The sequence below is a fragment of the Pantoea sp. FN0302 genome, assembly GCF_050113775.1.
Classification (GTDB): domain Bacteria; phylum Pseudomonadota; class Gammaproteobacteria; order Enterobacterales; family Enterobacteriaceae; genus Mixta; species Mixta alhagi.
This window is the reverse complement of sequence record NZ_JBNJSM010000001.1, coordinates 1,686,187-1,708,558: the sequence shown is the minus strand read 5'-3', so window position 1 is coordinate 1,708,558 and position 22,372 is coordinate 1,686,187. Positions and strand designations below refer to the sequence as shown.

The 22,372-nt window shown below is 53.8% G+C and carries 17 protein-coding genes; 9 read left to right on the top strand and 8 right to left on the bottom strand.

Going from position 1 to position 22,372, the window contains the following annotated elements:
- Positions 1-33 precede the first annotated feature (33 nt).
- From ACQE32_RS08015 to pncB, 4 genes are all read right to left on the bottom strand, one after another.
- Positions 34-1,224, bottom strand: a complete 1,191-nt coding sequence (locus ACQE32_RS08015) for an amino acid aminotransferase (RefSeq protein ID WP_426974246.1) — start codon at positions 1,222-1,224, stop codon at positions 34-36.
- Between the two features lie 187 nt (positions 1,225-1,411).
- Positions 1,412-2,506: a porin OmpF gene (gene ompF / locus ACQE32_RS08010; RefSeq protein WP_426981093.1), complete on the bottom strand. Its 1,095-nt coding sequence runs from the start codon at positions 2,504-2,506 to the stop codon at positions 1,412-1,414.
- 300 nt (positions 2,507-2,806) lie between these two features.
- Positions 2,807-4,207 carry an asparagine--tRNA ligase gene (gene asnS, locus ACQE32_RS08005; protein WP_426974248.1) on the bottom strand — a complete coding sequence of 467 codons (1,401 nt, stop codon included), beginning with the start codon at positions 4,205-4,207 and terminating at the stop codon, positions 2,807-2,809.
- Between the two features lie 195 nt (positions 4,208-4,402).
- On the bottom strand, positions 4,403-5,608 hold the full coding sequence (gene pncB / locus ACQE32_RS08000) for a nicotinate phosphoribosyltransferase (RefSeq protein ID WP_427021613.1): 1,206 nt from the start codon (positions 5,606-5,608) through the stop codon (positions 4,403-4,405).
- A gap of 252 nt (positions 5,609-5,860) precedes the next feature.
- Between pncB and pepN the strand changes: the two genes are divergently transcribed.
- From pepN to ACQE32_RS07985, 3 genes are all read left to right on the top strand, one after another.
- Positions 5,861-8,476 (top strand): aminopeptidase N, encoded by a 2,616-nt coding sequence (pepN, locus tag ACQE32_RS07995; protein ID WP_427021612.1) that lies wholly within the window; start codon positions 5,861-5,863, stop codon positions 8,474-8,476.
- 489 nt (positions 8,477-8,965) lie between these two features.
- Positions 8,966-9,976 carry a quinone-dependent dihydroorotate dehydrogenase gene (pyrD, locus tag ACQE32_RS07990; RefSeq protein WP_427021611.1) on the top strand — a complete coding sequence of 337 codons (1,011 nt, stop codon included), beginning with the start codon at positions 8,966-8,968 and terminating at the stop codon, positions 9,974-9,976.
- 196 nt (positions 9,977-10,172) lie between these two features.
- Complete coding sequence (locus ACQE32_RS07985) at positions 10,173-10,718, top strand: cell division protein ZapC (protein ID WP_250652285.1); 546 nt, start codon at positions 10,173-10,175, stop codon at positions 10,716-10,718.
- Positions 10,719-10,731: 13 nt separating this feature from the next.
- On the opposite strand, the gene ACQE32_RS07980 is transcribed toward ACQE32_RS07985, so the two are convergent.
- A complete protein-coding gene (locus ACQE32_RS07980; RefSeq protein ID WP_427021610.1) occupies positions 10,732-11,841 on the bottom strand; it encodes a YcbX family protein in 1,110 nt (369 codons plus the stop codon).
- A gap of 136 nt (positions 11,842-11,977) precedes the next feature.
- Between ACQE32_RS07980 and rlmKL the strand changes: the two genes are divergently transcribed.
- The 5 genes from rlmKL to pqiC are packed head-to-tail and all read left to right on the top strand — an operon-like array spanning position 11,978 to position 19,506.
- Positions 11,978-14,089 (top strand): bifunctional 23S rRNA (guanine(2069)-N(7))-methyltransferase RlmK/23S rRNA (guanine(2445)-N(2))-methyltransferase RlmL, encoded by a 2,112-nt coding sequence (gene rlmKL, locus ACQE32_RS07975; protein ID WP_426974253.1) that lies wholly within the window; start codon positions 11,978-11,980, stop codon positions 14,087-14,089.
- 5 nt (positions 14,090-14,094) lie between these two features.
- Complete coding sequence (locus ACQE32_RS07970) at positions 14,095-16,017, top strand: ABC transporter ATP-binding protein (protein WP_426974254.1); 1,923 nt, start codon at positions 14,095-14,097, stop codon at positions 16,015-16,017.
- Positions 16,018-16,032: 15 nt separating this feature from the next.
- Positions 16,033-17,301, top strand: coding sequence for a membrane integrity-associated transporter subunit PqiA (pqiA, locus tag ACQE32_RS07965; RefSeq protein WP_427021609.1), 1,269 nt, complete (start codon positions 16,033-16,035; stop codon positions 17,299-17,301).
- The gene (pqiB, locus tag ACQE32_RS07960; protein ID WP_426974256.1) at positions 17,288-18,931 is read left to right on the top strand and encodes an intermembrane transport protein PqiB; all 1,644 of its coding nucleotides are present in this window, start codon (positions 17,288-17,290) and stop codon (positions 18,929-18,931) included. The genes pqiA and pqiB overlap by 14 nt, the downstream gene beginning before the upstream one ends.
- Positions 18,928-19,506 (top strand): membrane integrity-associated transporter subunit PqiC, encoded by a 579-nt coding sequence (gene pqiC, locus ACQE32_RS07955; protein ID WP_427021608.1) that lies wholly within the window; start codon positions 18,928-18,930, stop codon positions 19,504-19,506. The genes pqiB and pqiC overlap by 4 nt, the downstream gene beginning before the upstream one ends.
- Here pqiC and ACQE32_RS07950 read toward each other — a convergent pair.
- Positions 19,503-19,736, bottom strand: a complete 234-nt coding sequence (locus ACQE32_RS07950; RefSeq protein WP_427021607.1) for a hypothetical protein — start codon at positions 19,734-19,736, stop codon at positions 19,503-19,505. The two genes, pqiC and ACQE32_RS07950, sit on opposite strands and share 4 nt — an antisense overlap.
- Before the next feature lie 34 nt (positions 19,737-19,770).
- Between ACQE32_RS07950 and rmf the strand changes: the two genes are divergently transcribed.
- On the top strand, positions 19,771-19,953 hold the full coding sequence (gene rmf / locus ACQE32_RS07945) for a ribosome modulation factor (protein ID WP_427021606.1): 183 nt from the start codon (positions 19,771-19,773) through the stop codon (positions 19,951-19,953).
- A gap of 56 nt (positions 19,954-20,009) precedes the next feature.
- Here the strand turns inward: rmf and fabA are convergent, their stop codons facing one another.
- Positions 20,010-20,528 carry a bifunctional 3-hydroxydecanoyl-ACP dehydratase/trans-2-decenoyl-ACP isomerase gene (fabA, locus tag ACQE32_RS07940; RefSeq protein WP_427021605.1) on the bottom strand — a complete coding sequence of 173 codons (519 nt, stop codon included), beginning with the start codon at positions 20,526-20,528 and terminating at the stop codon, positions 20,010-20,012.
- A gap of 67 nt (positions 20,529-20,595) precedes the next feature.
- Positions 20,596-22,344 carry an AAA family ATPase gene (locus ACQE32_RS07935; protein ID WP_426974259.1) on the bottom strand — a complete coding sequence of 583 codons (1,749 nt, stop codon included), beginning with the start codon at positions 22,342-22,344 and terminating at the stop codon, positions 20,596-20,598.
- Positions 22,345-22,372: the final 28 nt, after the last annotated feature.

Sequence of the window (22,372 nt, the reverse complement as noted above, 5' to 3'; positions counted from 1 at the left end):
TGGGCCCGCAGGCCCATTTTTTACGTCATCGTTTTATAAAACCGCAACGATTGCTTCGCACAGGGCGGCCATATTATCTGGCGTCATGCCAGCTACGTTAACACGTCCTGAATTCACTGCATAAACGCCAAACTCTTCACGCAGGCGAATCACCTGATCTTTACTCAGCCCGCTAAAAGAGAACATCCCGTTCTGATGAGTAATAAAGCTGAAATCGCGGTTAGCGCCTTTTTCCTGGAGCGTATTCACAAACAGTTGACGCATGCGGTGAATGCGCTGGCGCATATCCGTTAATTCCTGCTCCCAAATCGCACGCAGCGCATCATTACCAAGAATGGTGGCAACAACGGCGGCACCATGCGCCGGAGGATTAGAATAGTTTGCGCGGATAGTATATTTAACCTGGCTGAAAGCGGTATCGGCTACGCTGGCATCTGCTGCGACCAGCGTAAAGGCACCCACGCGCTCATTATAAAGACCAAAGTTTTTGGAATATGAACTGGCGACGATGAGTTCTTCATGACAGGCAGCAAAAATTCGCAGGCCTTCTGCATCTTCTTCCAGACCACGCGCAAAGCCCTGATAGGCAAAATCAAACAGCGGCAGCCAGCCGCTTGCCTTTGACAGCTGCGCCAGCTGGGCCCACTGTTCTGCGGTAGGATCAATACCCGTTGGGTTGTGGCAGCAGCCGTGAAACAGCACTACATCTCCTGCTTTAGCACCACGCAGGCTTGCCAGCATCGCGTCAAAATCGAGCTGATGGCTCTCTGCATCATAATAATCATATTCGCATACTTCGAGACCGGCAGCACTGAAGACGTTTTTATGGTTTGGCCAGCTGGGATTGCTGATCCAGACGCGTTTTGCGCTGGTTTGCGTCGCTAAAAAATCGGCGGCTACGCGCAGGGCACCGGTTCCGCCTGGCGTCTGGGCGGTGCGGGCGCGTTTTGCGCTAACAATGGTGCTCTCCTGTCCAAACAGCAGTGTCTGGGTGCAGCGGGCAAAGTCAGCCAGCCCATCAATGCTGAGATAGTTTTTCGTGGTTTCGTTTTCCAGCAGGTACTGCTCGGCTTTTTTAACGCTGGTTAATACCGGCGTTTGCCCGGTTTCATCTTTATAGACACCGATGCCAAGGTTGATTTTATTCGGGCGGTCATCGTTGCGGAAAAGATCGGCTAAACCAAGAATAGGATCGGCGGGTGCAGCAGTGATATTTTCAAACATGTGAGAGGTCCGTAAGCTTCAAGAAAAGCGAAATGAGACCTCAGGTTAACGCCAGAAAGTTGAAAAGCCAACCGTTTGCGAGAAAAAGAATAGTGAATAAGATGGCTGAAAAAAGGGCAAATAAAAACGGGGCCTTTGGCCCCGTTTTTTAACCTTAGCAGCGCAATATGCTCTGCGGCAGGCTGACTTAGAACTGGTAAACCAGGCCCAGTGCTACGATATCATCTGAATTCACACCCAGTGCGTTGTTGTCATCAATCTGGTTGATACGGTAGTCAACGTAGGTAGACATGTTTTTGTTGAAGTAGTAGGTTGCGCCCACATCAATATATTTAATCAGGTCAACGTCACCAACGCCTTCAATGTCTTTGCCTTTAGTCTGCACATAAGCCAGTGAGGGACGCAGGCCGAAATCAAACTGATACTGTGCAACCAGCTCGATATCCTGAGTTTTATTCGCGAAGCCAGATACGGCGCCGACGCCAGCAATGTTACCTGAAGAGATACGAGTAGCGTTACGGCCTTCACCGTAGCTTGCTGCCAGGTAAATATTATTCGCGTCATATTTCAGTGCGGTGCCCCAGAACTCTGCGCGGTCGCCGCTACCCAGCAGTCCAGCAGTATTCTGCGCATTGGTACGATCCTGAGAGCTGTAAGCACCTACAATGCCAACACCGATCGGAGAAACATAAGAGGTTGAGAAGCCGTAGCCGTCGCCGTTAGAGCGCAGCACGTTGTTTTCACGCTCGTTTTTACCCTGATACTGAACCGCGAAATTCCAGCCATCAACCAGACCAAAGAAGTTGCTGTTACGGTAAGTTGCTACACCGCCAGTACGGCCGGTCATGGTATCGGACTGGGCAAAGTCACCACCGAACTCAGGCAGGATATCAGTCCATGCCATCGCGTCGTAAGCAACGCCGTAGTTACGGCCGTAATCGAAAGAACCGTAGTTACCGAATTTCAGACCGGCAAAGCCCAGACGGGTTTTATTACCTACCTGTGCGTCAGAAGAGCCTTCAGAATTATCGGCACGGAACTCATATTCCCACTGACCGAAACCGGTCATCAGGTCATTAATCTGGGTCTCACCCTTAAAGCCCATACGAACGTAAGTATCATCGCCATCATTATCTGCATCGTCAGAGAATTTATGCAGACCTACTGCTTTACCGTACAGATCCAGCTTGTTACCGTCTTTATTATAAATTTCCGCTGCGTTGGCTGCACCGGCAGCTAACAGAGCAGGGATAACTACTGCCAGAATGTTGCGCTTCATCATTTTTTATTACCCTCATTGGAGTTATTTGGACACCTGCCACTGCCGTCAAGAATTATTTACAAAGGCTTGATCAGAGTTTGGTGTCTTCCTGTGTCTGCAGGCATCTTTCCATTCGCCGCCAGGTAATTCTACCTCGAAAATGCTACTAAACCCTAATAGTGGTTTCAGAAAGAAAATATGTATTTCAAAATGTAAAATCAATGGAACTTTGTGAGATACCTCAAAATTTACAAAAATAAAAAAAGGCTGACAAAGTCAGCCTTTATATATATATGAATTTCTTATGTTTAATGACAGTTTTTAGAAGCTGGCATTACGCGGTGTGCGTGGGAAAGGAATAACATCCCTTACATTTTGTACGCCGGTGACATAAGCGATCAAACGTTCAAAGCCTAAGCCAAAACCAGAGTGGGGCACGGTGCCATAACGACGCAGGTCGCGATACCACCAATAATCTTCTTTATTCAGGCCCATTTCACTGAGACGCTGGTCCAGCACATCCAGACGCTCTTCACGCTGTGAACCACCGATAATTTCACCAATGCCTGGCGCCAGCACATCCATCGCCGCCACGGTTTTACCATCTTCATTAAGGCGCATATAAAAAGCCTTAATGTCTTTAGGATAGTTTTTCACCACAACCGGCGCCTGGAAGTGTTTTTCCGCCAGATAGCGTTCATGTTCGGAAGAGAGGTCGATACCCCACTCAACCGGGTTTTCAAACGTCTGACCGCTGGCCAGCAGAATATCGATAGCATCGGTGTAATCGACGCGGGCGAAATCTGCCGTGACGAATTTCTCCAGGCGGCTAACGGCTTCCTTATCAACGCGCTCGGCAAAGAACGCCATATCGTCCGCTCGCTCGCTTAACACCGCTTTAAAGACATACTTCAGCATCGCTTCTGCCAGATCCGCTGCATCGTCGAGCGAAGCAAACGCAATTTCCGGCTCCAGCATCCAGAATTCCGCCAGGTGGCGACTGGTATTGGAGTTTTCGGCACGGAAGGTTGGGCCAAAGGTGTAGATTTTTGATAAGGCGCAGGCGTAGGTTTCGCCATTCAGCTGCCCGGAAACCGTCAGGAACGCTTCCTTACCGAAGAAATCTTCACTGAAATCAACTTTGCCCTGCGCATCACGCGGCAGGTTCTCTAAATCCAGCGTAGAGACACGGAACATTTCACCGGCACCTTCGGTATCGGATGCGGTGATCAGCGGCGTGGAAACCCAGAAGTAACCATTTTCATGGAAAAAGCGGTGCAGCGCCTGAGCCAGCGTATGGCGCACACGCGCAACGGCGCCAATGAGATTGGTACGCGGACGCAGGTGAGCAACTTCGCGCAGATACTCAATACTGTGACGTTTTGCCGCCATCGGATAGGTATCGGGATCTTCTACCCAGCCAACCACCTCAATAGCCGTCGCCTGAATCTCAAAACTCTGTCCCTGGCCCGGAGATTCAACTACGTTGCCCGTGACGATAACGGAACAACCGGTTGTTAAACGCAGCACTTCGCTCTGGTAATTAGGCAGAGAATTATTGACGACAGCCTGAACGGGATTAAAGCAGGAGCCGTCATACACGGCGACAAAGGAAATACCGGCTTTTGAATCTCTTCGGGTACGTACCCAACCGCGCACGGTGACTTCTTCGCCAACCGCAACCTGGCCGAGCAGTACGTCCGCTACAGGCACAACGCTCATAAAGTTCTCTCTTTATTAGTTCGAAAATAAACAGGTTAACCCCGAATTTAGGGTTAATCTATGTTACTTGCCGTCCGGCAGGACACAAGCAGAATTCACCGTCAGGCAACAGTTTTCTTTTTATTTCACGAATTAATGAATATTAGAGAAGAAAATAATCGCCAGCGCGCTGAAAAATCGCGCTGGCCATAAGCGTTAGCTGGCTTTTTTCACCAGGGGAAGATCGAAGGCTTTACGCAATGCGCGCACAAAGGCTTTATCCTGGCAGATAGTTTTGCCCGGGCTGTCGGAAAGTTTAGCCACCGGTTTGCCATTGCATTCCACCAGCTTGATCACAATATTAAGCGGCTTAACGCCGGGAATATCGCAGGTGAGGCGGGTGCCAATACCGAAAACAACATTGGTGCGCTGACCAAAGTGGCGATAGAGATCCACCGCTTTGGTGAAGTCGAGGTTATCGGAAAACACCAGCGTTTTGGTTTGCGGATCGATATTCAGCTTTTGATAATGCGCCAGCGCCTTTTCACCCCATTCCACCGGATCGCCTGAGTCATGACGCAGACCCTGATAGCGATGGGCAAAGCCGGGTCCAAAATCACGCAGAAAAGCATCCATGGTGATGCAATCGGTCAGGGCAATGCCGAGCCTGTCGTCATACTCATCCAGCCAGGCCTGTAACGCCGCGCGTTGACTGTTAGCTAATACCGGACTGATTTGCTGATGCGCCTGGAACCACTCGTGCGCCTGGGTACCTACCGGCGTAATCGCCAGCTGACGAGCAATATCATAATTGCTGGAGCCGATAAGCCACGGGAAATCGCGCTGCAGCGTACTGACAATAGCCAACTGCACATCGCGCGAGAAACGACGTCGGGTGCCGAAATCCATCAGGCGGAAGCGCGACATATCGATATTCTGCGTGAGCTGCTTAAAGCTGCTGATTTTTTCCAGCAGGCGATCCACGGCCATTTCCGGCGTCGCCTGCGGCGAACGATGACGATGAACCACTTCGCTAATCAGCGCCAGCAGCGGAACTTCCCACATAATCACTTCGCGCCACGGGCCGCTGATACGAATATCCAGCTTGCCCGCATGATTACGTACTTTTACCTGTTCCGGGTTATAGCGAAAGGTTTTCAACCAGTCCAGGTAATCCGTTTTAAAAAAGGGCAGGCCAGCAAGCCAGACGTATTCATCATCAGAAAGCGCCAACTGGCTCATCAACGCGATCTGAGCGCTAATTTCATCGGCATAGATACCTAACAGATCGTCGCCCCGGCAACGGAATTCTGCGGTAACGGTCACGTCGTGATAACGATGAAACACAGCCTGTTGCATATGAAGCTTGTAGGCATCGGTATCAAGCAGCGTGGTTAAAATCGGGGAAGCGTATCGTGTCATGGTGCGTTTCAGCATCCTCTCGCGCGGGGCGTTTCCGTAGGTGTATACAGGTCGCAAAGATAAAAAGTATAACCTGCCAGCAGATTAATAGAAGCCGATCACAGCATAAAACCCGGTGGGAGGTCGAGAGGAAACGTGCCATTGTAAACAGGATGTAGCATTAACTGCGAAAAGCTGGGTTTCAACATGGCAAGCCAGGCGCAACCGGAATAGACTTAGCGGGTTAAACCATTGTTGATACGAGAAGAGTTTATGACGCAAAAGCCGCAAGTAAAGTACCGCCATGACTACCGGGCTCCAGATTACACCATCACAGATATTGACCTGACCTTTAATCTGGACGCCAGCGTGACCCGTGTCACCGCTGTCAGCAGGGTTAAACGCCTTGGCGCGAATCAGGCCGAGCTGCGTCTGGACGGTGGCGAGTTAACGCTGGTCTCGCTGAGGGTTGATGATCAGCCGTGGGAGGCTTACCGCCTGGAAGAGGGCGCGTTGGTGCTCACTGGCCTGCCGGATAATTTCACGCTGCACATCGTCAACGATATTCACCCGGATAAAAACAGCGCGCTGGAGGGATTGTATCAATCCGGCGAGGCGCTTTGTACGCAGTGCGAGGCGGAAGGTTTCCGTCATATTACCTGGTATCTGGATCGTCCCGATGTGCTGGCGCGTTTCACCACGACGCTGATTGCCGATCGGGCGCGTTATCCGTTCCTGCTGTCAAACGGCAACCGCGTTGATGCCGGACAGATGGATGATGGACGCCACTGGATTAAGTGGCAGGATCCTTTCCCTAAACCCTGTTATCTGTTTGCGCTGGTTGCCGGCGATTTCGACGTGCTGCGCGATAGCTTTACTACCCGCTCTGGCCGCGATGTCGCACTGGAGATCTACGTGGATCGCGGTAACCTCGACCGTGCAGACTGGGCGATGACCTCGCTGAAAAACAGCATGAAATGGGACGAAGAGCGCTTTGGCCTGGAGTATGACCTTGACGTCTTTATGATCGTCGCGGTGGATTTCTTTAATATGGGCGCAATGGAGAATAAAGGTCTGAATATCTTTAACTCCAAATATGTGCTGGCAAAAGCGGAAACCGCAACCGACAAAGATTACCTTGGCATTGAAGCGGTGATCGGCCACGAATATTTCCATAACTGGACCGGTAACCGCGTCACCTGCCGTGACTGGTTCCAGCTCAGCCTGAAAGAGGGGTTGACGGTATTCCGTGACCAGGAGTTCAGCTCCGATCTCGGCTCGCGTGCGGTTAACCGCATTGATAACGTGCGCATTATGCGTGGCGCGCAGTTTGCTGAGGACGCCAGTCCGATGGCGCATCCGATTCGTCCCGAGCGGGTTATTGAAATGAACAATTTCTATACGCTTACGGTGTATGAAAAGGGTTCGGAAGTGATCCGCATGCTGCATACGCTGCTGGGCGAAGAGAATTTCCAGAAAGGGATGCAGCTCTATTTTGAGCGCCACGACGGCAGCGCTGCCACCTGTGACGACTTTGTACAGGCGATGGAGGATGCTTCCCACATCGATCTGACGCAGTTCCGCCGCTGGTACAGCCAGTCCGGTACGCCGGTGCTGAGCGTGCGTGACGACTATAATCCGGAGCTGGAGCAATATACGCTGCACGTTACGCAAACGACGCCGCCAACAGCCGATCAGCAAGAGAAGCTGCCGCTGCATATTCCGCTCGATATTGAGCTGTATGATGATCGGGGCGAGCCGATTCCGCTTCAGCACAACGGTGAGCCCGTTCATCATGTTCTGAACGTGACGGAAGAGTTCCAGACCTTTATTTTCGATAAGGTCTGGCACCAGCCGGTGCCTTCGCTGCTGCGTGAGTTCTCCGCGCCGGTTAAGCTGGATTACAACTGGAGCGATGCTCAGTTAACCTTTCTGATGCGCCATGCGCGTAACGATTTTTCGCGCTGGGACGCCGCGCAAAGCCTGCTGGCGACCTATATCAAGCTCAACGTGGCGCGTTTCCAGCAAGGGCAGGCGTTATCATTGCCGCTGCACGTGGCTGATGCTTTCCGCGCGGTGCTGCTGGATGAACATAGCGATCCGGCGCTGATGGCGTTGATCCTCACCTTACCGAGCGAAAATGAAATTGCTGCCCTGTTCGATACTATCGATCCGGAAGCTAACGCTGCGGTGCGGGATGCGCTGATGCGTACGCTGGCCGTTGAACTGGCTGATGAGTGGCTGGCTGTCTATAACGCGTATCAAACGCCGGAGTATCGTGTCGAACATGCGGATATTGGCAAACGTGCGCTGAAAAATGTCTGCCTGAGCTATCTGGCGCTGGGCGACGCGACACTGGCAAACCGTCTGGTCCAGGCGCAGTATCAGCAGGCTAATAATATGACCGATGCGCTGGCGGCGCTTTCAGCGGCGGTTATGGCGCAGCTTGACTGTCGTAATGAGATGCTGAGCGCATGGGATGAGCGCTGGCATAAGGATGGCCTGGTAATGGATAAGTGGTTTACGCTGCAGGCCACCAGTCCGTCGCTGGATGTGCTGACGCGCGTGCGTGCGTTGCTGAATCATCGCTCCTTCAGCATGGGCAATCCAAACCGCGTGCGTTCTCTGATTGGCGCTTTCGCCTCGGCTAACCCGGCGGCTTTCCATGCCAGGGACGGAAGCGGCTATCGCTTCCTGGTAGAGATGCTGACCGATCTCAATAGTCGTAACCCTCAGGTGGCGGCGCGAATGATTGAGCCGCTGATTCGTCTGAAACGTTACGATGACGATCGTCAGCGTATGATGCGCGAAGCGCTGGAGCAACTGCGCGATCTGGACAATCTCTCTGGCGATCTCTATGAGAAAATCAGTAAGGCGTTAAGCGCTTAATCACCTTAAAGGGCGACGAACTCAGCGTGAGTTGAGCACTGGCAGAGCATAAAGATGTACAAAGCGCGGTTTAAGGCATCCTTACAAAAACGTTCCGCTGCCGGTCGCCCGGCACTTGAGTCAGGAAAACTTTTCAGGGCAGCCATAGCTGCCCTTTTTAATGCCTGCCGTCACCGTTGATGAGTTACCAGCAGAACGGTGAAGCTCTGCTGACATCAGAGTTTTCAGTCAGCGCCTGCAATGTATAGCCACTCCTTATAATCATTAGTTATCGATTAAAAAGTATTGAGAACGAATAGTTGCATCCTGACAGCGCGTGCGGCGGCTTTTAAATGATTTATCCGGCAATAAAAAGCTGTTTTTGCGCTAAGGCAGAACAGCGAGGGGAAAAGGCGTGCTAAAGGAGCGCTGGTTTAACAATTCTGGCTTTTTATGGTGGTTATACCGGATAATACCGCCCCGTTTGCCACCGGGAATTCAGGAGAGTCCATGTTTTACCCCCTCGCACGTAAAGCTTTGTTCCGTCTCGACGCTGAGCACGCCCATGAACTGACGCTACAGCAGCTACGCCGCATCGGCGGTACGCCGCTGGAAGGGCTGATTCGCCAGCGCTTGCCTGCACGTCCCGTTAAATGTATGGGGCTGACTTTCAAAAATGCGCTTGGCCTGGCAGCCGGGCTGGATAAAAACGGCGAGTGTATTAATGCGTTCGGCGCGATGGGCTTCGGTTTTGTTGAGGTGGGAACGGTCACGCCTCGTCCGCAGCCGGGTAACGACAAGCCGCGTCTGTTCCGCCTGATTGAAGCGGAAGGGATTATTAACCGCATGGGATTTAATAATCTGGGCGTGGATCAGCTGGTTGAAAACGTTAAGCGCGCCAACTTTAATGGCATAGTGGGCATTAATATCGGCAAAAATAAAGATACACCGGTAGAGCAGGGCAAAGATGATTATTTGGCCTGTATGGAAAAAGTCTACCCTCACGCCGGTTATATTGCCGTTAATATCTCCTCGCCGAATACGCCGGGTTTAAGAACCCTGCAATATGGTGAGGCGCTGGACGACTTACTGATGGCAATAAAATCACAGCAGAAGATTCTGGAAAAGCGCCATCTGAAATATGTGCCGGTTGCGGTAAAAATTGCGCCCGATCTTTCGGAAGAGGAATTGGTGCAGATTGCCGATAGCCTGGTTCGTCATCAAATTGACGGCGTCATCGCCACAAATACCACGCTGGATCGTTCGCTGGTGAATGGATTGAAATATAGCGAAGAGGCGGGTGGTCTTAGTGGGCGTCCGGTGCAGCAGCGTAGCACCGAAGTGATTCGCCGTCTGGCGCAGGAGCTGCAGGACAAATTGCCGATTATTGGCGTAGGCGGTATCGACTCACTGATGGCAGCGCGTGAAAAAATAGCTGCCGGCGCAACGCTGGTACAAATTTATTCCGGCTTTATTTATAAAGGCCCGGATTTGGTAAAAGAGATTGTGACTCATCTCTGACCTTTTTTGAAGAATCTGGCCGGGGGCTTTTAATCTGTTCCCGGCTGGTTTATATTTTGTCTATTCCTTGTTCGTTTCAGGAAATATTATTCGCGGCAGGTTAATTCTTTTTTATGTTTTGAGCGCTGTCAGTTCAATTGATATCGCGCAATAAAGTAGCCTGTTTTTGCAACCCTCAACTGTAGTAAGGCAAACCATGAAGATAAAACCTGACGACAAATGGCGTTGGTTTTTCGATGCAGAGCAGGATCGTATGATGCTCGACCTGGCGGATGGTATGCTGTTTCGCTCCCGTTTTTCCCGCAAAATGTTGACGCCGGATGCCTTTAGCGAGGCGGTTTTTAATGTTGACGATGCGGCGCAGTTATTATCCTGGCAGGAGATCTGCCGCGAAACTTCGCTCAGCGAAGAGCAGTGTGATGAGCTGCTGCTGAATGCATTGGTCGCCTGGCGCTTTATGAAACCGCTGATGCCGAAAAGCTGGCATTTTCGCGTTTGCCAGCGTCAAACCTGGCAGCCCGGCGTTAGCGACCTGGTAACGGTCACGCTGGAGGAGAACGGCGAAGAGGCGAGGATGTTAGTTATCGAGGCGGGAGAGAACGCCGCGCTTTGCGTGCTGGCTCAGCCCGAACTGCAGATCGCGGGTAAAACCATGGTGCTGGGCGATGCGATTAAAATTATGCATGACCGCCTGCAACCGTGGCAGGCGGAACAGGCGCAGCGTTACGCATGGGCCGGCTAACTGACCCGGTGCCTTAAGCCAGCTCGATATCGCCGTCCGGAATACAGCTGCAGCTTAAAACGGTGCCGTCGTTACGCACCGCATCCTGCTTTAACGCTTTCACTTTGCCAGAAATCAGCTGCATTTTACAACTGCCGCACAGACCGGCGCGACAGGAGTAGGGAATGCGGTGACCCTGCATTTCCAGCTGTTCCAGTAGCAGCTGCTGATTGTTTCCGCTAAACCGGTTGCCGCGATAGTTAATGGTGACCTGTTGCTCCGCTTCCTGTTTTATCGCCAGCGTTTCCACAACCCGACCTGCGCCATAGCGGCGCGCCGGCTGCGTTGCGATCGTTTCCAGCGTATCGCCGACGCGTATTACGCCGCTATTGCAGGCCAGCAAATTCAGGCCAAAGTCGACATCGCCGCTGCCATCCTGTGCGCTGCGGAAGGCTTGCAGCGTTTTAAGCGGTTCGCCGTCAGGATGTTTTAGCCCGCGTTCAGGGCTGATGGTGGTAAAGATACAGCGGCTACAGGGCTTGACGACCTCAAATTCCACTTCGCCGATACGTAAGCGCTGCCAGCTATCCTCTTCCCAGGCGCGCGCGCCGGTAACCACCAGATTCGGGCGAAACTGCTCCAGCCGAACGCTGGCCGGGCAACGCTGCTGCAGATCGTAGAGCGAGGCCTCGTTCATCAGCAAGAAAGGATAACCGTCGGCAAAGCCCAGCGGCACCTGTGGCTGACGCTTAACCCGACGCGTCATTTCCGGACCGGTCCAGCGCAGTTGTACCGGGATGGGGAAAAAACCGCTCAGCCACGCATTGATCGGCTGCGGGGCGATACGGGCGGTAAAATGATTGCCCCAGACTTCGGTTTCAGCCTCCTGCGGCTGGAAGTCGGCAAAGCGCAGGGCGGCGCTGCTGTTATCGGGCGCCTGAAGCCACAGCCCGTCAGCAATGAGCGCCGGAGTAAACTGCACCAGCTGAGGATACTGGCGGGCAGTGATAAAAGTGCCATCCTGCGTCGTCAACATAAACAGGCGATCAAAAGCCAGCCCGCTCTCCTGAACCAGTGCATGCGAAAGCTGTAGCCCCCGCATCGATTTAACCGGATGAATAAACAGGCGTGACAGGACGATCATAAGGCTCTCCATGCTGTGCTGTTGCGGCGCCCGGCCACGACAACAGGAATCTGCGGCTAAAGGAAGCTAACTTTATGACATGCGGCGGTGATTAGCTATAATGCGCAGCAATTTTCCCAATACTGTAAGTGACGATATGAATTCTCTGTTTGCCAGTACGGCGCGTGGGCTCGAAGAGCTATTAAAGAGTGAACTGGAAACGCTGGGGGCGCAGAACCTGCAGGTTGTCCAGGGCGGCGTACATTTTCAGGGAGACGATCGTTTGATGTACCGCAGTCTGCTGTGGAGCCGGCTGGCATCGCGTATTCTGCTGCCGCTGAGCGAATGCGCGGTATACAGCGATCTCGATCTCTACCTCGGCGCGCAGGCGATTGACTGGACTAACCTGATTGACGGAACTTTTGCCGTGCATTTCAGCGGCACCAACGAAGCGATTCGTAACAGCCAGTTTGGCGCATTGAAAGTAAAGGATGCGATTGTCGATAGCTTCACCCGTAAAAATCTTCCGCGCCCGGATGTCGATCGCGAGCAGCCGGATGTGCGGATTAATGTCTGGCTGAATAAAGATACCGCCAGCATCGCGCTCGATCTCAGCGGCGAAGGCATGCATCAGCGCGGCTACCGCCAGCAAACCGGCCTCGCGCCGATGAAAGAAAACCTGGCGGCGGCCACGGTGCTGCGTTCCGGCTGGCAGCCAGGCGCGCCGCTGCTCGATCCAATGTGCGGCTCCGGCACGCTGCTGATCGAGGCGGCGCTGATCGCCAGCGATCGCGCGCCGGGCCTGAATCGCCGCCACTGGGGTTTTCACGGCTGGAAAGCGCATCAGCCTGAGCTGTGGCGCGAGCTGATTGACGAAGCGCAAACCCGCGCCCGCCAGGGAGTTGCGCAAACTACGTCACGCTTCTTTGGTTACGATAACGATGAGCGTGTGCTGGAGCGCGCGCGCGGCAACGCCCGTCGTGCTGGCGTGGCCGATCTGTTCACTTTTGCCGTACAGGATGTTGCGCAGCTCAGCAATCCGCTGCCGCAGGGGCCAGCCGGTACCGTTATCAGCAACCCGCCGTATGGTGAACGTCTGGAAAGCGAGCCGGCGCTGATCGCTCTGCACAGCCTACTGGGACGCGTAATGAAAAGCCAGTTTGGCGGCTGGAATCTCTCGCTGTTTAGCGCCTCGCCCGACCTGCTGAGCTGTTTACAGCTACGCGCCGATCGCCAGTTCAAAGCGAAAAACGGTCCGCTGGACTGCGTACAGAAAAATTATCAGCTGGCGGTCATCAGCGGTGATGGCGTTCCGGCTCAGATGGCGGAAGATTACGCCAACCGCCTGCGCAAAAACATGAAGAAACTGGATAAATGGGCGCGTCAGGAGGGCATTGAGTGCTATCGCCTGTATGACGCCGATTTGCCGGAATATAACGTGGCCGTGGATCGCTATGCTGACTGGGTGGTGATCCAGGAGTATGCGCCGCCGAAAACCATTGATGCCATGAAGGCGCGCCAGCGTCTGTTTGATGTGATTAGCGCCACGCTGACGGTGCTGGAGCTGCCGGCGAACCGTTTGGTGCTGAAAACCCGTGAAAAGCAGAAAGGCAAAAGCCAGTATCAGAAGCTGGGTGAAAAAGGCGAATATTTTGAAGTGCGCGAGTTTAACGCCCGCTTCCTGGTGAACCTCACCGACTATCTTGATACCGGCCTGTTTATCGATCACCGTCTTGCCCGTCGTATGCTGGGGCAAATGAGCAAAGGCAAAGATTTCCTCAACCTGTTTGCCTATACCGGCAGCGCCAGCGTCCATGCCGGACTTGGCGGCGCACGTTCCACCACGACCGTGGATATGTCCCGTACCTATCTGGAGTGGGCGGAACGTAATATGCGTCTGAATGGTCTGAGCGGCCGTCAGCACCGGCTGATGCAGGCGGATTGCCTGAGCTGGCTGCGTGAGAGCAACGAACAGTTTGATCTGATCTTTATCGATCCGCCGACCTTCTCCAACTCCAAACGCATGGAAGAGAGTTTTGACGTTCAGCGCGATCATTTGCAGCTGATGCGCGATCTCAAACGCCTGCTGCGCGCGGGCGGCACCATAATGTTCTCGAACAACAAACGCGGTTTTAAAATGGATCATCCGGGGCTGGCCACGCTCGGCCTGCATGCACAGGAGATCACCGCGAAAACACAGTCGCAGGATTTTGCCCGCAACCGTCATATTCACAACTGCTGGCTGATTACGCACGCCGGTAAGGAATAAGCTGTATGTCACTGATTAGTATTCACAATGCCTACCTTTCGTTCAGCGATGCGCCGTTGCTGAATTATGCCGAGCTGCATATCGAAGAGAACGAACGCGTCTGTCTGGTCGGGCGCAACGGCGCCGGTAAATCCACGCTGATGAAAATCATTAACGGCGAGCAACCGCTGGATGATGGTCGGATTATTTACGAGCAGGATCTGGTGGTGGCGCGTCTGCAACAGGATCCGCCGCGCAATATCGCCGGCACGGTATATGATTTTGTGGCTGAAGGCGTGGCCGAGCAGGCTGAGCATCTGAAAGCCTATCACGCGATTTCGCATGTGGTGATGGAAGATCCGAGCGAGAAAAACCTAAATGAGATGGCACGCCTGCAGTCGCTGCTGGATCACCATAATCTGTGGCAGCTGGAATCGCGCATTAACGATGTGCTGCAACAGATTGGCCTGGAGCCGGAGGTTGAGCTGTCGTCGCTTTCCGGCGGCTGGCTGCGTAAAGCTGCGCTGGGACGTGCGCTGGTGAGTAATCCGCGCGTGTTGATGCTGGATGAGCCAACCAACCACCTGGATATTGAAACCATTGACTGGCTGGAAAATTTCCTGAAAACCTTCCAGGGCAGCATCGTCTTTATTTCGCATGACCGTTCTTTTATCCGCAATATGGCAACGCGTATTGTCGATCTCGATCGCGGCAAACTGGTCTCCTGGCCAGGCGACTATGACAAATATCTGGAAGGGAAAGAGGAAGCGCTGCGCGTTGAAGAGATGCAAAACGCTGAATTTGACCGCAAGCTGGCACAGGAAGAAGTCTGGATCCGCCAGGGTATCAAAGCGCGTCGTACCCGTAACGAAGGTCGCGTTCGCGCTCTGAAAGCGCTGCGTCGCGAGCGTTCAGAACGTCGTGAGGTGATGGGCAAAGCGCAGATGCAGGTTGAAGAAGCGTCGCGCTCCGGCAAAATCGTCTTTGAACTGGAAAACGTCAATTACAGCATTGGCGACCGCACGCTGGTCAGAGACTTTAGCGCGCAGGTGCAGCGTGGCGATAAGATTGCGCTGATTGGTCCTAACGGCTGCGGTAAAACCACGTTACTGAAGCTGATGCTGGGACAGCTCAAGGCGGACAGCGGTCGCGTGCACGGCGGCAGCAAACTGGAAGTGGCCTATTTCGATCAGCACCGTGCCATCCTGGATCCGGATCGCACCGTGATGGATAACCTTGCGGAAGGCAAGCAGGAAGTGATGGTAAACGGTAAGCCGCGTCATGTTCTGGGCTACCTGCAGGAGTTCCTGTTCCATCCGAAGCGGGCGATGACGCCGGTCAGGGCGCTTTCCGGCGGAGAGCGTAACCGCCTGCTGCTGGCGCGTCTGTTCCTGAAGCCCAGCAACCTGTTGATTCTCGATGAGCCAACTAACGACCTGGATGTTGAAACGCTGGAGCTGCTGGAGGAGCTGATTGATGGCTATCAGGGCACCGTGCTGCTGGTCAGCCACGATCGTCAGTTTGTAGATAATACCGTTACCGAATGCTGGATCTTTGAAGGCAATGGCGATATCGGCACCTTTGTCGGCGGCTATCATGATGCGCAACAGCAGCGCGCCGCTTCACGTCAGAGTCGCGCTGCGCCGGTGAAAACCGTGGCGGCAGCAGAGAAGCCAGTAAAAAACCAGACGGTTAAAAACGAAGTAAAAGCGTCCGGCACTAAATTAAGCTATAAGCTGCAGCGTGAACTGGATCAGCTGCCGCAACAGCTGGAAGCGCTGGAAAAGCAGATAGAGCAGCTGCAACTGCAGATGGCGGATGCTAACTTTTTCACCCAGCCGCATGAGAAAACGCAGCCGGTGGTGACAGCGCTGGCAGAAGCGGAACAGCAGCTGGAAACCGCGTTTGAACGCTGGGAATATCTTGAATCGCTGAAAAACGGCGGCTGAAACCGGGAGTAGGGTATGTGTTCAGCTGAACACCCGCAACACTGGATGCTTTGTCCACAGTGTGACCTGATGACGCAGTTGCCATCGGTTGCCATTGGTCAGAAAGCCAGCTGTCCACGCTGTCATACTACGCTAACCGCTAACTGGAGCGAGCCGCGCAAGCGGCCCTCCGGCTATGCGCTGGCTGCGCTGTTTATGTTGCTGCTGGCAAACCTGTTTCCTTTCGTCAATATGCACGTGTCGGGCCTGAGCAGTGAAATCACCCTGATGGAAATTCCACAGGTCATGGTCTCAGAGCACTACGCCAGTCTCGCCACGCTGTTTATGCTGTTTGTTCAGGCGGTGCCGGCCTTTTGCATGGTTGCGATCCTGCTGCTGGTGAATCGGCTACCGTTGCCGCAGCGTCTGCAAATTGCTACCGCCCGCATTCTGTTTCAGCTCAGAAGCTGGGGGATGGCGGAAATCTTCCTCGCAGGCGTGCTGGTTAGCTTTGTGAAGCTGATGGCTTACGGCGATATTGGTATCGGCAGCAGCTTTTTACCCTGGTGTTTATTCTGTCTGCTGCAGCTGCGTGCCTTTCAGTGTGTCGATCGGCGCTGGCTGTGGCGTCAGATAGCGCCTGAACCGCCGCTGCCAGCTGCGCCGCAGGCGGGCATCAGCGGTCTGAAACAGGGGCTGCGATCCTGTCCGTGCTGTACAGCGGTACTGCCGGTCGATCGTTATCTCTGTCCACGCTGCGGCACAACAGGCCACGCGCGTCGGCGGCACAGTCTGCAATGGACGCTGGCGCTGCTGTTCACCTCTATTATGATCTACATCCCCGCCAATATCCTGCCGATTATGGTCACCGAAGCGCTCGGCGACAGGATGAACTCCAATATTATGGGCGGGGTGATCCTGCTCTGGAGCGATGGCTCTTATCCGGTGGCGCTGGTAATTTTTATCGCCAGTATTATGGTGCCGTCGTTGAAAATGTTGGCGATTGGCTGGCTGTGCTGGGATGCGCGGGGGCATGGCAGGCGAGACAGCGAAAAAATGCACCTGATTTATGAGGTGGTGGAGTTTGTGGGGCGTTGGTCAATGATCGACGTTTTTGTGATTGCGGTACTTTCCGCGCTGGTGCGTATCGGACAGTTAATGAATATCTATCCTGCGCCAGGCGCACTCTTGTTTGCGGCGGTGGTCATTCTGACCATGTTTGCCGCCATGACGTTTGATCCGCGTCTGACGTGGGATCGTGAACCAGAAAATAATCTGAAGGAGCCGAGCCTTGACGGAAAATAATCACGGCGTTGCGAAGGTCGATCAGATCAAGCGCTGGTCACCGGTGTGGATCATTCCTCTTGTTACCGTGCTGATTGGCGCCTGGATCCTGTTTTATCATTTCAGCCATCAGGGACCAGAAGTGACGCTGATTACCACCAATGCCGAAGGCATCGTAGGCGGTAAAACGGCCATTAAAAGCCGCAGCGTTGATGTGGGCGTGGTGGAGAGCGCGGTATTAACTGACGATTTGCATCATGTAGAAATCAAAGCCCGCCTTAACGCGGGAATGGAGAAGCTGCTGCATGGTGACAGCGCCTTCTGGGTAGTGAAGCCGCAGGTAGGACGCGAAGGCATCACCGGGCTGGGCACGTTATTATCTGGCGCTTATATTGAACTGCAGCCCGGCAGCAAAGGTGAAAAGCCAGAACAATATAAACTGCTGGATTCGCCGCCGCTGGCGCCGCCAGATGCGAAAGGTATCCGTATTGTGCTCGACAGCACCAAGGCGGGCCAGCTCACTCCTGGCGATCCGGTCCTGTTCCGCGGCTATCGCGTGGGTTCAGTGGAAACCAGCAGCTTTGATGCGGATAAACGCGCAATGCAGTATCAGCTGTTTGTCGCCGCGCCCTACGATCGCCTGGTTACCTCAAATGTGCGTTTCTGGAAAGACAGCGGCATCGCCGTAGAGATGTCCGCCTCCGGCATGCGTGTGGAGATGGGCTCATTAACCACGCTGTTCAGCGGCGGCGTCAGTTTTGACGTGCCTGACGGCTGGGAGCTGGGTGTACCGGCAGAAAACAAAGCGGAATACCATCTGTATGATGATCAGCGCAGCATCCAGGACTCGCTGTATACCACGCATCTGGATTTCCTGATGTTCTTTAGCGATTCGATTCGTGGGCTGCAGCCAGGTGCGCCGGTAGAGTTCCGCGGCATCCGTCTGGGAACAGTGGCGCAGGTGCCTTATACCGTTCCGGGCTGGAATCAGTCGCTGAATACGGATTACCGTATTCCGGTTCTGGTGCGTATTGAACCCGATCGCTTTGTTAACCGCCTGGGCGGTGACTTTGATATTCGCCAGCATCTGCGCGACGGCAAAAAACGCGGCCTGCGTGCTTCGTTGAAAACCGGCAACCTGCTTTCCGGCTCGTTGTATATCGATCTCGATTTCTATGACAACGCGCCGCAGTATAAAGGCCCGGAAAAAGTTGCCGGACTGGAGATCATTCCTACCGTTAGCGGCGGTCTGAGTCAGATTCAGCAGAAGCTTATGGATGCGCTGGATAAGATTAATAATCTGCCGCTGAATCCTATGATTAATCAGGCCACCGGCACGCTGAAAGAGAGCCAGCGTACCCTGCGCGAGCTGCAAAAGACGCTGGACAACGTGAATAAAATCACCGCCAGCCCGTCGATGCAGCAGCTGCCGCAGGATATGCAGCAAACGCTGCGCGAGCTGAACCGCAGTATGAAAGGTTTACAGCCCGGCTCTCCGGCCTACAACAAGCTGGTTGGCGATATGCAACGACTGGATCAGGTGCTGCGTGAGCTGCAGCCGGTGCTGAAAACGCTCAATCAAAAGAGCAATGCGCTGGTATTTGAAGCTAAACCGGGCGAAGACCCACAGCCGAAGAGGGCGAAACAATGATGAAATGGATGCCATTGCTGGTGCTGGCGCTGAGCGCCTGCAGCAGTAACACGCAAACCACCCTGTATCAGCTGCCGGCGGCAACGCAGGCGGTTGCGCCGGTTAGCCAGAGCGCGTTGATGGTAAATAATGCGTTGCCGATCTGGATCGAGCGCGTTTCGGTGCCTGATTATCTGGCAGGCAATGGCGTGGTTTATCAGATCAGCGACGTTAAATATGTTGTCGCCACCAGCAATCTGTGGGCCAGTCCGCTCGATCAGCAACTACAGCAAACGCTGGTAACCAACCTGAGTAATGCTTTGCCGGGCAGGCTGATCTCCACCACGCCGCTGGGTGAGCAGCACGATACGTTGAACGTTAATGTCACTGCCTTCCACGGACGTTATGATGGCCAGGCGATCATTAGCGGCAGCTGGACGCTGGAGCATAACGGGCAGATTACGCGTCAGAACTTTAATCTGACGCTGCCGCAGCAGGAAGATGGCTATGATGCGATGGTCAGAACCCTGGCGCAGGGATGGCAACAGCAAGCGCAGCGTATGGCGACAGCGTTGAGTGCCATAAGAAATAATTAATTTTTCTTAACAGTGAATTCCGGTTCGGCAGCGCATAGCGCGTTCGCTGGCCGGGATTTTTTATTGCAGATCATTCCCTTATCCCACCCGCAGATTTTCACCGCAGAAAAACCTTTAAAAATAGCCTGCCTGTATGACAATGGCGTGAAATTTGCGCATTGATCTTTTTCAGCGATAGGGGTAGAAAAGAAAAGTGGTTGCGCACTTTGTGACCATTGTTTTCTTTCCACCAGTTCCACCATACCTGAATGAGGGAAATGAGGCATGAAGAGACAGAAACGAGACCGCCTGGAACGAGCACATTCACGAGGCTATCAGGCTGGCATCACCGGGCGTTCAAAAGAAATGTGTCCTTATCAAATGATTGAGGCTCGGTCTCACTGGTTGGGAGGTTGGCGAAAAGCCATGGAGGACAGGGCGGTTAGCGTAAGTGCCATGATGGTCTGACGGCCTGTCATAAAAAGGATAACCTCCGCATTTGCGGAGGTTTTTAATTCACTGCATCAAAAAGCGTTGGTATCTTTAAACAGACCCACTTTCAGATCGCTGGCGGTATAGATAACGTTACCGTCAACCAGCACTTCGCCATCGGCCACGCCCATCACCAGTTTACGGTTGATAACGCGCTTGAAGTGAATACGATAGGTCACTTTTTTCGCCGTAGGCAGAACCTGACCGGTGAATTTCACTTCGCCTACGCCCAGCGCACGGCCTTTGCCTTCTGCACCCAGCCAGCCAAGATAGAAACCAACCAGCTGCCACATCGCATCCAGGCCCAGACAGCCCGGCATCACCGGATCGCCAATAAAGTGACAGGCGAAAAACCAGAGATCAGGATTGATATCCAGCTCGGCTTCAACATAACCTTTGTCGTAGTTGCCGCCTTCTTCGCTCATTTTGACCACGCGGTCCATCATCAGCATATTGCCAGACGGCAGCGGCGGGCCTTCAGCACCAAACAGCTCGCCGCGACCAGAGGCAATCAGGTCTTCTTTTGTATAGGATTCGCGTTTATCTACCATGTTTCAATAAGCCTTTTTTTAGTGAATCACGAACATTAGCTAACAGGTGTAAGCTGAACAACTCCGATCAGCTGTGGTTAAACCAGTTTAGCCAACGTAGAGGCCAGGGACGCTGGCGCGCCTCCTGCTGATTAAATTCTGTGATGCGCGCCTGGATAGTTTGCAACAGGCAGGGAGCATCATCTTTTTTCCACGGAACGCCGGTGAGCAACGGCAGCGCTTCATCCACCTCACTGACGGCCCAGATATGAAACTCTCCCGCCTGTACCGCATCAACAATTTGCTGTTGCAGGCAGAGATGACGCACATTGGCGGCAGGGATAATTACGCCCTGCTGACCGGTTAAGCCTCGCTGCTGGCAGATCTCGAAAAAGCCTTCGATTTTTTCATTCAGGCCGCCTACCGGCTGCACATGACCGAACTGATCCACCGAGCCGGTTACCGCAATTTGCTGATTAATAGGCTCCCCGGCCAGCGCGCTGACCAGCGCGCACAGTTCGGCAAGAGAGGCGCTGTCGCCATCTACTTCCGAATAGGACTGCTCAAATACCAGCGAAGCGGAGAAGGGCAGTTGCTGATCCAGCTCCAGTTCTGCAATCAAAAACGCCTGCATAATCATCATGCCTTTAGCATGAATGTTGCCGCCCAGCTCAGCCTTGCGCTCAACGTCAGTAAACTCGCCATCGCCCACGTGTACCACGCAGCTGATACGCGAAGGCTCGCCGAACGCGCGCGGATGTCCGGGAAACTCAATGACCGACAGGCCGTTGATTTGCCCTACCACGGCGCCTTCTGTTTCAATAAGAACCTGATCAAGAAGAATCTCATCACGCATACGATCGGGCAGGAAACTTTCGCGCCACAGGCGTGCGTCCAGAGCGGCCTGAAGCGCGGCGGCATCCAGCTGCTCACCATATAAGGCAGCATCGCGCAGCTGGCGACCAAGCCAGGCCGGGCAGAGCGGAAGTGTTTCGCGGTCGCCGCTATAGCGCACGGCCTCCTGCAGCAGGGCTGGCCAGAAGTCAGCGGCAATTGGCGGTAAGCCCGCCTGCCGCGCCAGCGCGGTTACCCAGCGACACCATAACGCCATATCTTCTTCTTCGTCGAGCTGCAGGCTCTCTTCATATTCGCTGTAGATTGCCAGCGCCGCCAGCTCAGGCTCCATCTCCTGAAAGTCAGCCAGGGCGTCACGATCGCCGCACAGCACCAGTTTTAACTGCAACGGCATTGAGGGGATGGTCACCGGCAGCGGGCGCGATTCATCAGGCGATAGCCAGTCGAAACGCTGCTGGGCAATGGTCTGCTTCAGCCGCAGCCACAGCAGCGGTTGGGCCAGCAGAGCGCGCAACGAAAGCATTAAGATGCCACCGTTAGCCCGATGGATCAGACCCGGCTGCAGGCTGATGCGTTGGGAAAAAATACGTACGCAGCCAAACAGCTGCTCAGACTCGATCCAGTCGGCGAAATGTACGCCGCCGCGACTGGCGAAGGGATCATCTGCTGATTTGGCAGGCTGCCAGGTTATCTGTTCGTCATTAATCAGATAGTTACCGCCGTAAAGCGCTTCCGTCTGGCTACTGTTATGCTGTAATGTCTGCGCCAGCAATGACAGATTCTCACTGTTTTCCGCACAGCGTATCAGCATCAGTGAAAAAGGCGCGCTGCTGTTATGCAGCAGGCTGGCTGCATCAAACAGACGAGGCTGAACGTCGGGGAGAATATCGCCGATATTATCGCTAAAGACGCGGGAAAAAAGAGGCTGGAAGCTTTCGGCATCAGGCTGTAGCGCCTGCCATGCAAGTCGGTTGCTGGTCAAAGTAATCGTATTTGTCTGAATAAATGAA

Excerpts from the sequence above, each read along its gene's own strand:
- ACQE32_RS08015 (WP_426974246.1), bottom strand. The coding sequence starts at position 1,224 with ATGTTTGAAAATATCACTGCTGCACCCGCCGATCCTATTCTTGGTTTA.
- ompF (WP_426981093.1), bottom strand. The coding sequence starts at position 2,506 with ATGATGAAGCGCAACATTCTGGCAGTAGTTATCCCTGCTCTGTTAGCT.
- asnS (WP_426974248.1), bottom strand. The coding sequence starts at position 4,207 with ATGAGCGTTGTGCCTGTAGCGGACGTACTGCTCGGCCAGGTTGCGGTT.
- pncB (WP_427021613.1), bottom strand. The coding sequence starts at position 5,608 with ATGACACGATACGCTTCCCCGATTTTAACCACGCTGCTTGATACCGAT.
- pepN (WP_427021612.1), top strand. The coding sequence starts at position 5,861 with ATGACGCAAAAGCCGCAAGTAAAGTACCGCCATGACTACCGGGCTCCA.
- pyrD (WP_427021611.1), top strand. The coding sequence starts at position 8,966 with ATGTTTTACCCCCTCGCACGTAAAGCTTTGTTCCGTCTCGACGCTGAG.
- ACQE32_RS07985 (WP_250652285.1), top strand. The coding sequence starts at position 10,173 with ATGAAGATAAAACCTGACGACAAATGGCGTTGGTTTTTCGATGCAGAG.
- ACQE32_RS07980 (WP_427021610.1), bottom strand. The coding sequence starts at position 11,841 with ATGATCGTCCTGTCACGCCTGTTTATTCATCCGGTTAAATCGATGCGG.
- rlmKL (WP_426974253.1), top strand. The coding sequence starts at position 11,978 with ATGAATTCTCTGTTTGCCAGTACGGCGCGTGGGCTCGAAGAGCTATTA.
- ACQE32_RS07970 (WP_426974254.1), top strand. The coding sequence starts at position 14,095 with ATGTCACTGATTAGTATTCACAATGCCTACCTTTCGTTCAGCGATGCG.
- pqiA (WP_427021609.1), top strand. The coding sequence starts at position 16,033 with ATGTGTTCAGCTGAACACCCGCAACACTGGATGCTTTGTCCACAGTGT.
- pqiC (WP_427021608.1), top strand. The coding sequence starts at position 18,928 with ATGATGAAATGGATGCCATTGCTGGTGCTGGCGCTGAGCGCCTGCAGC.
- rmf (WP_427021606.1), top strand. The coding sequence starts at position 19,771 with ATGAAGAGACAGAAACGAGACCGCCTGGAACGAGCACATTCACGAGGC.
- fabA (WP_427021605.1), bottom strand. The coding sequence starts at position 20,528 with ATGGTAGATAAACGCGAATCCTATACAAAAGAAGACCTGATTGCCTCT.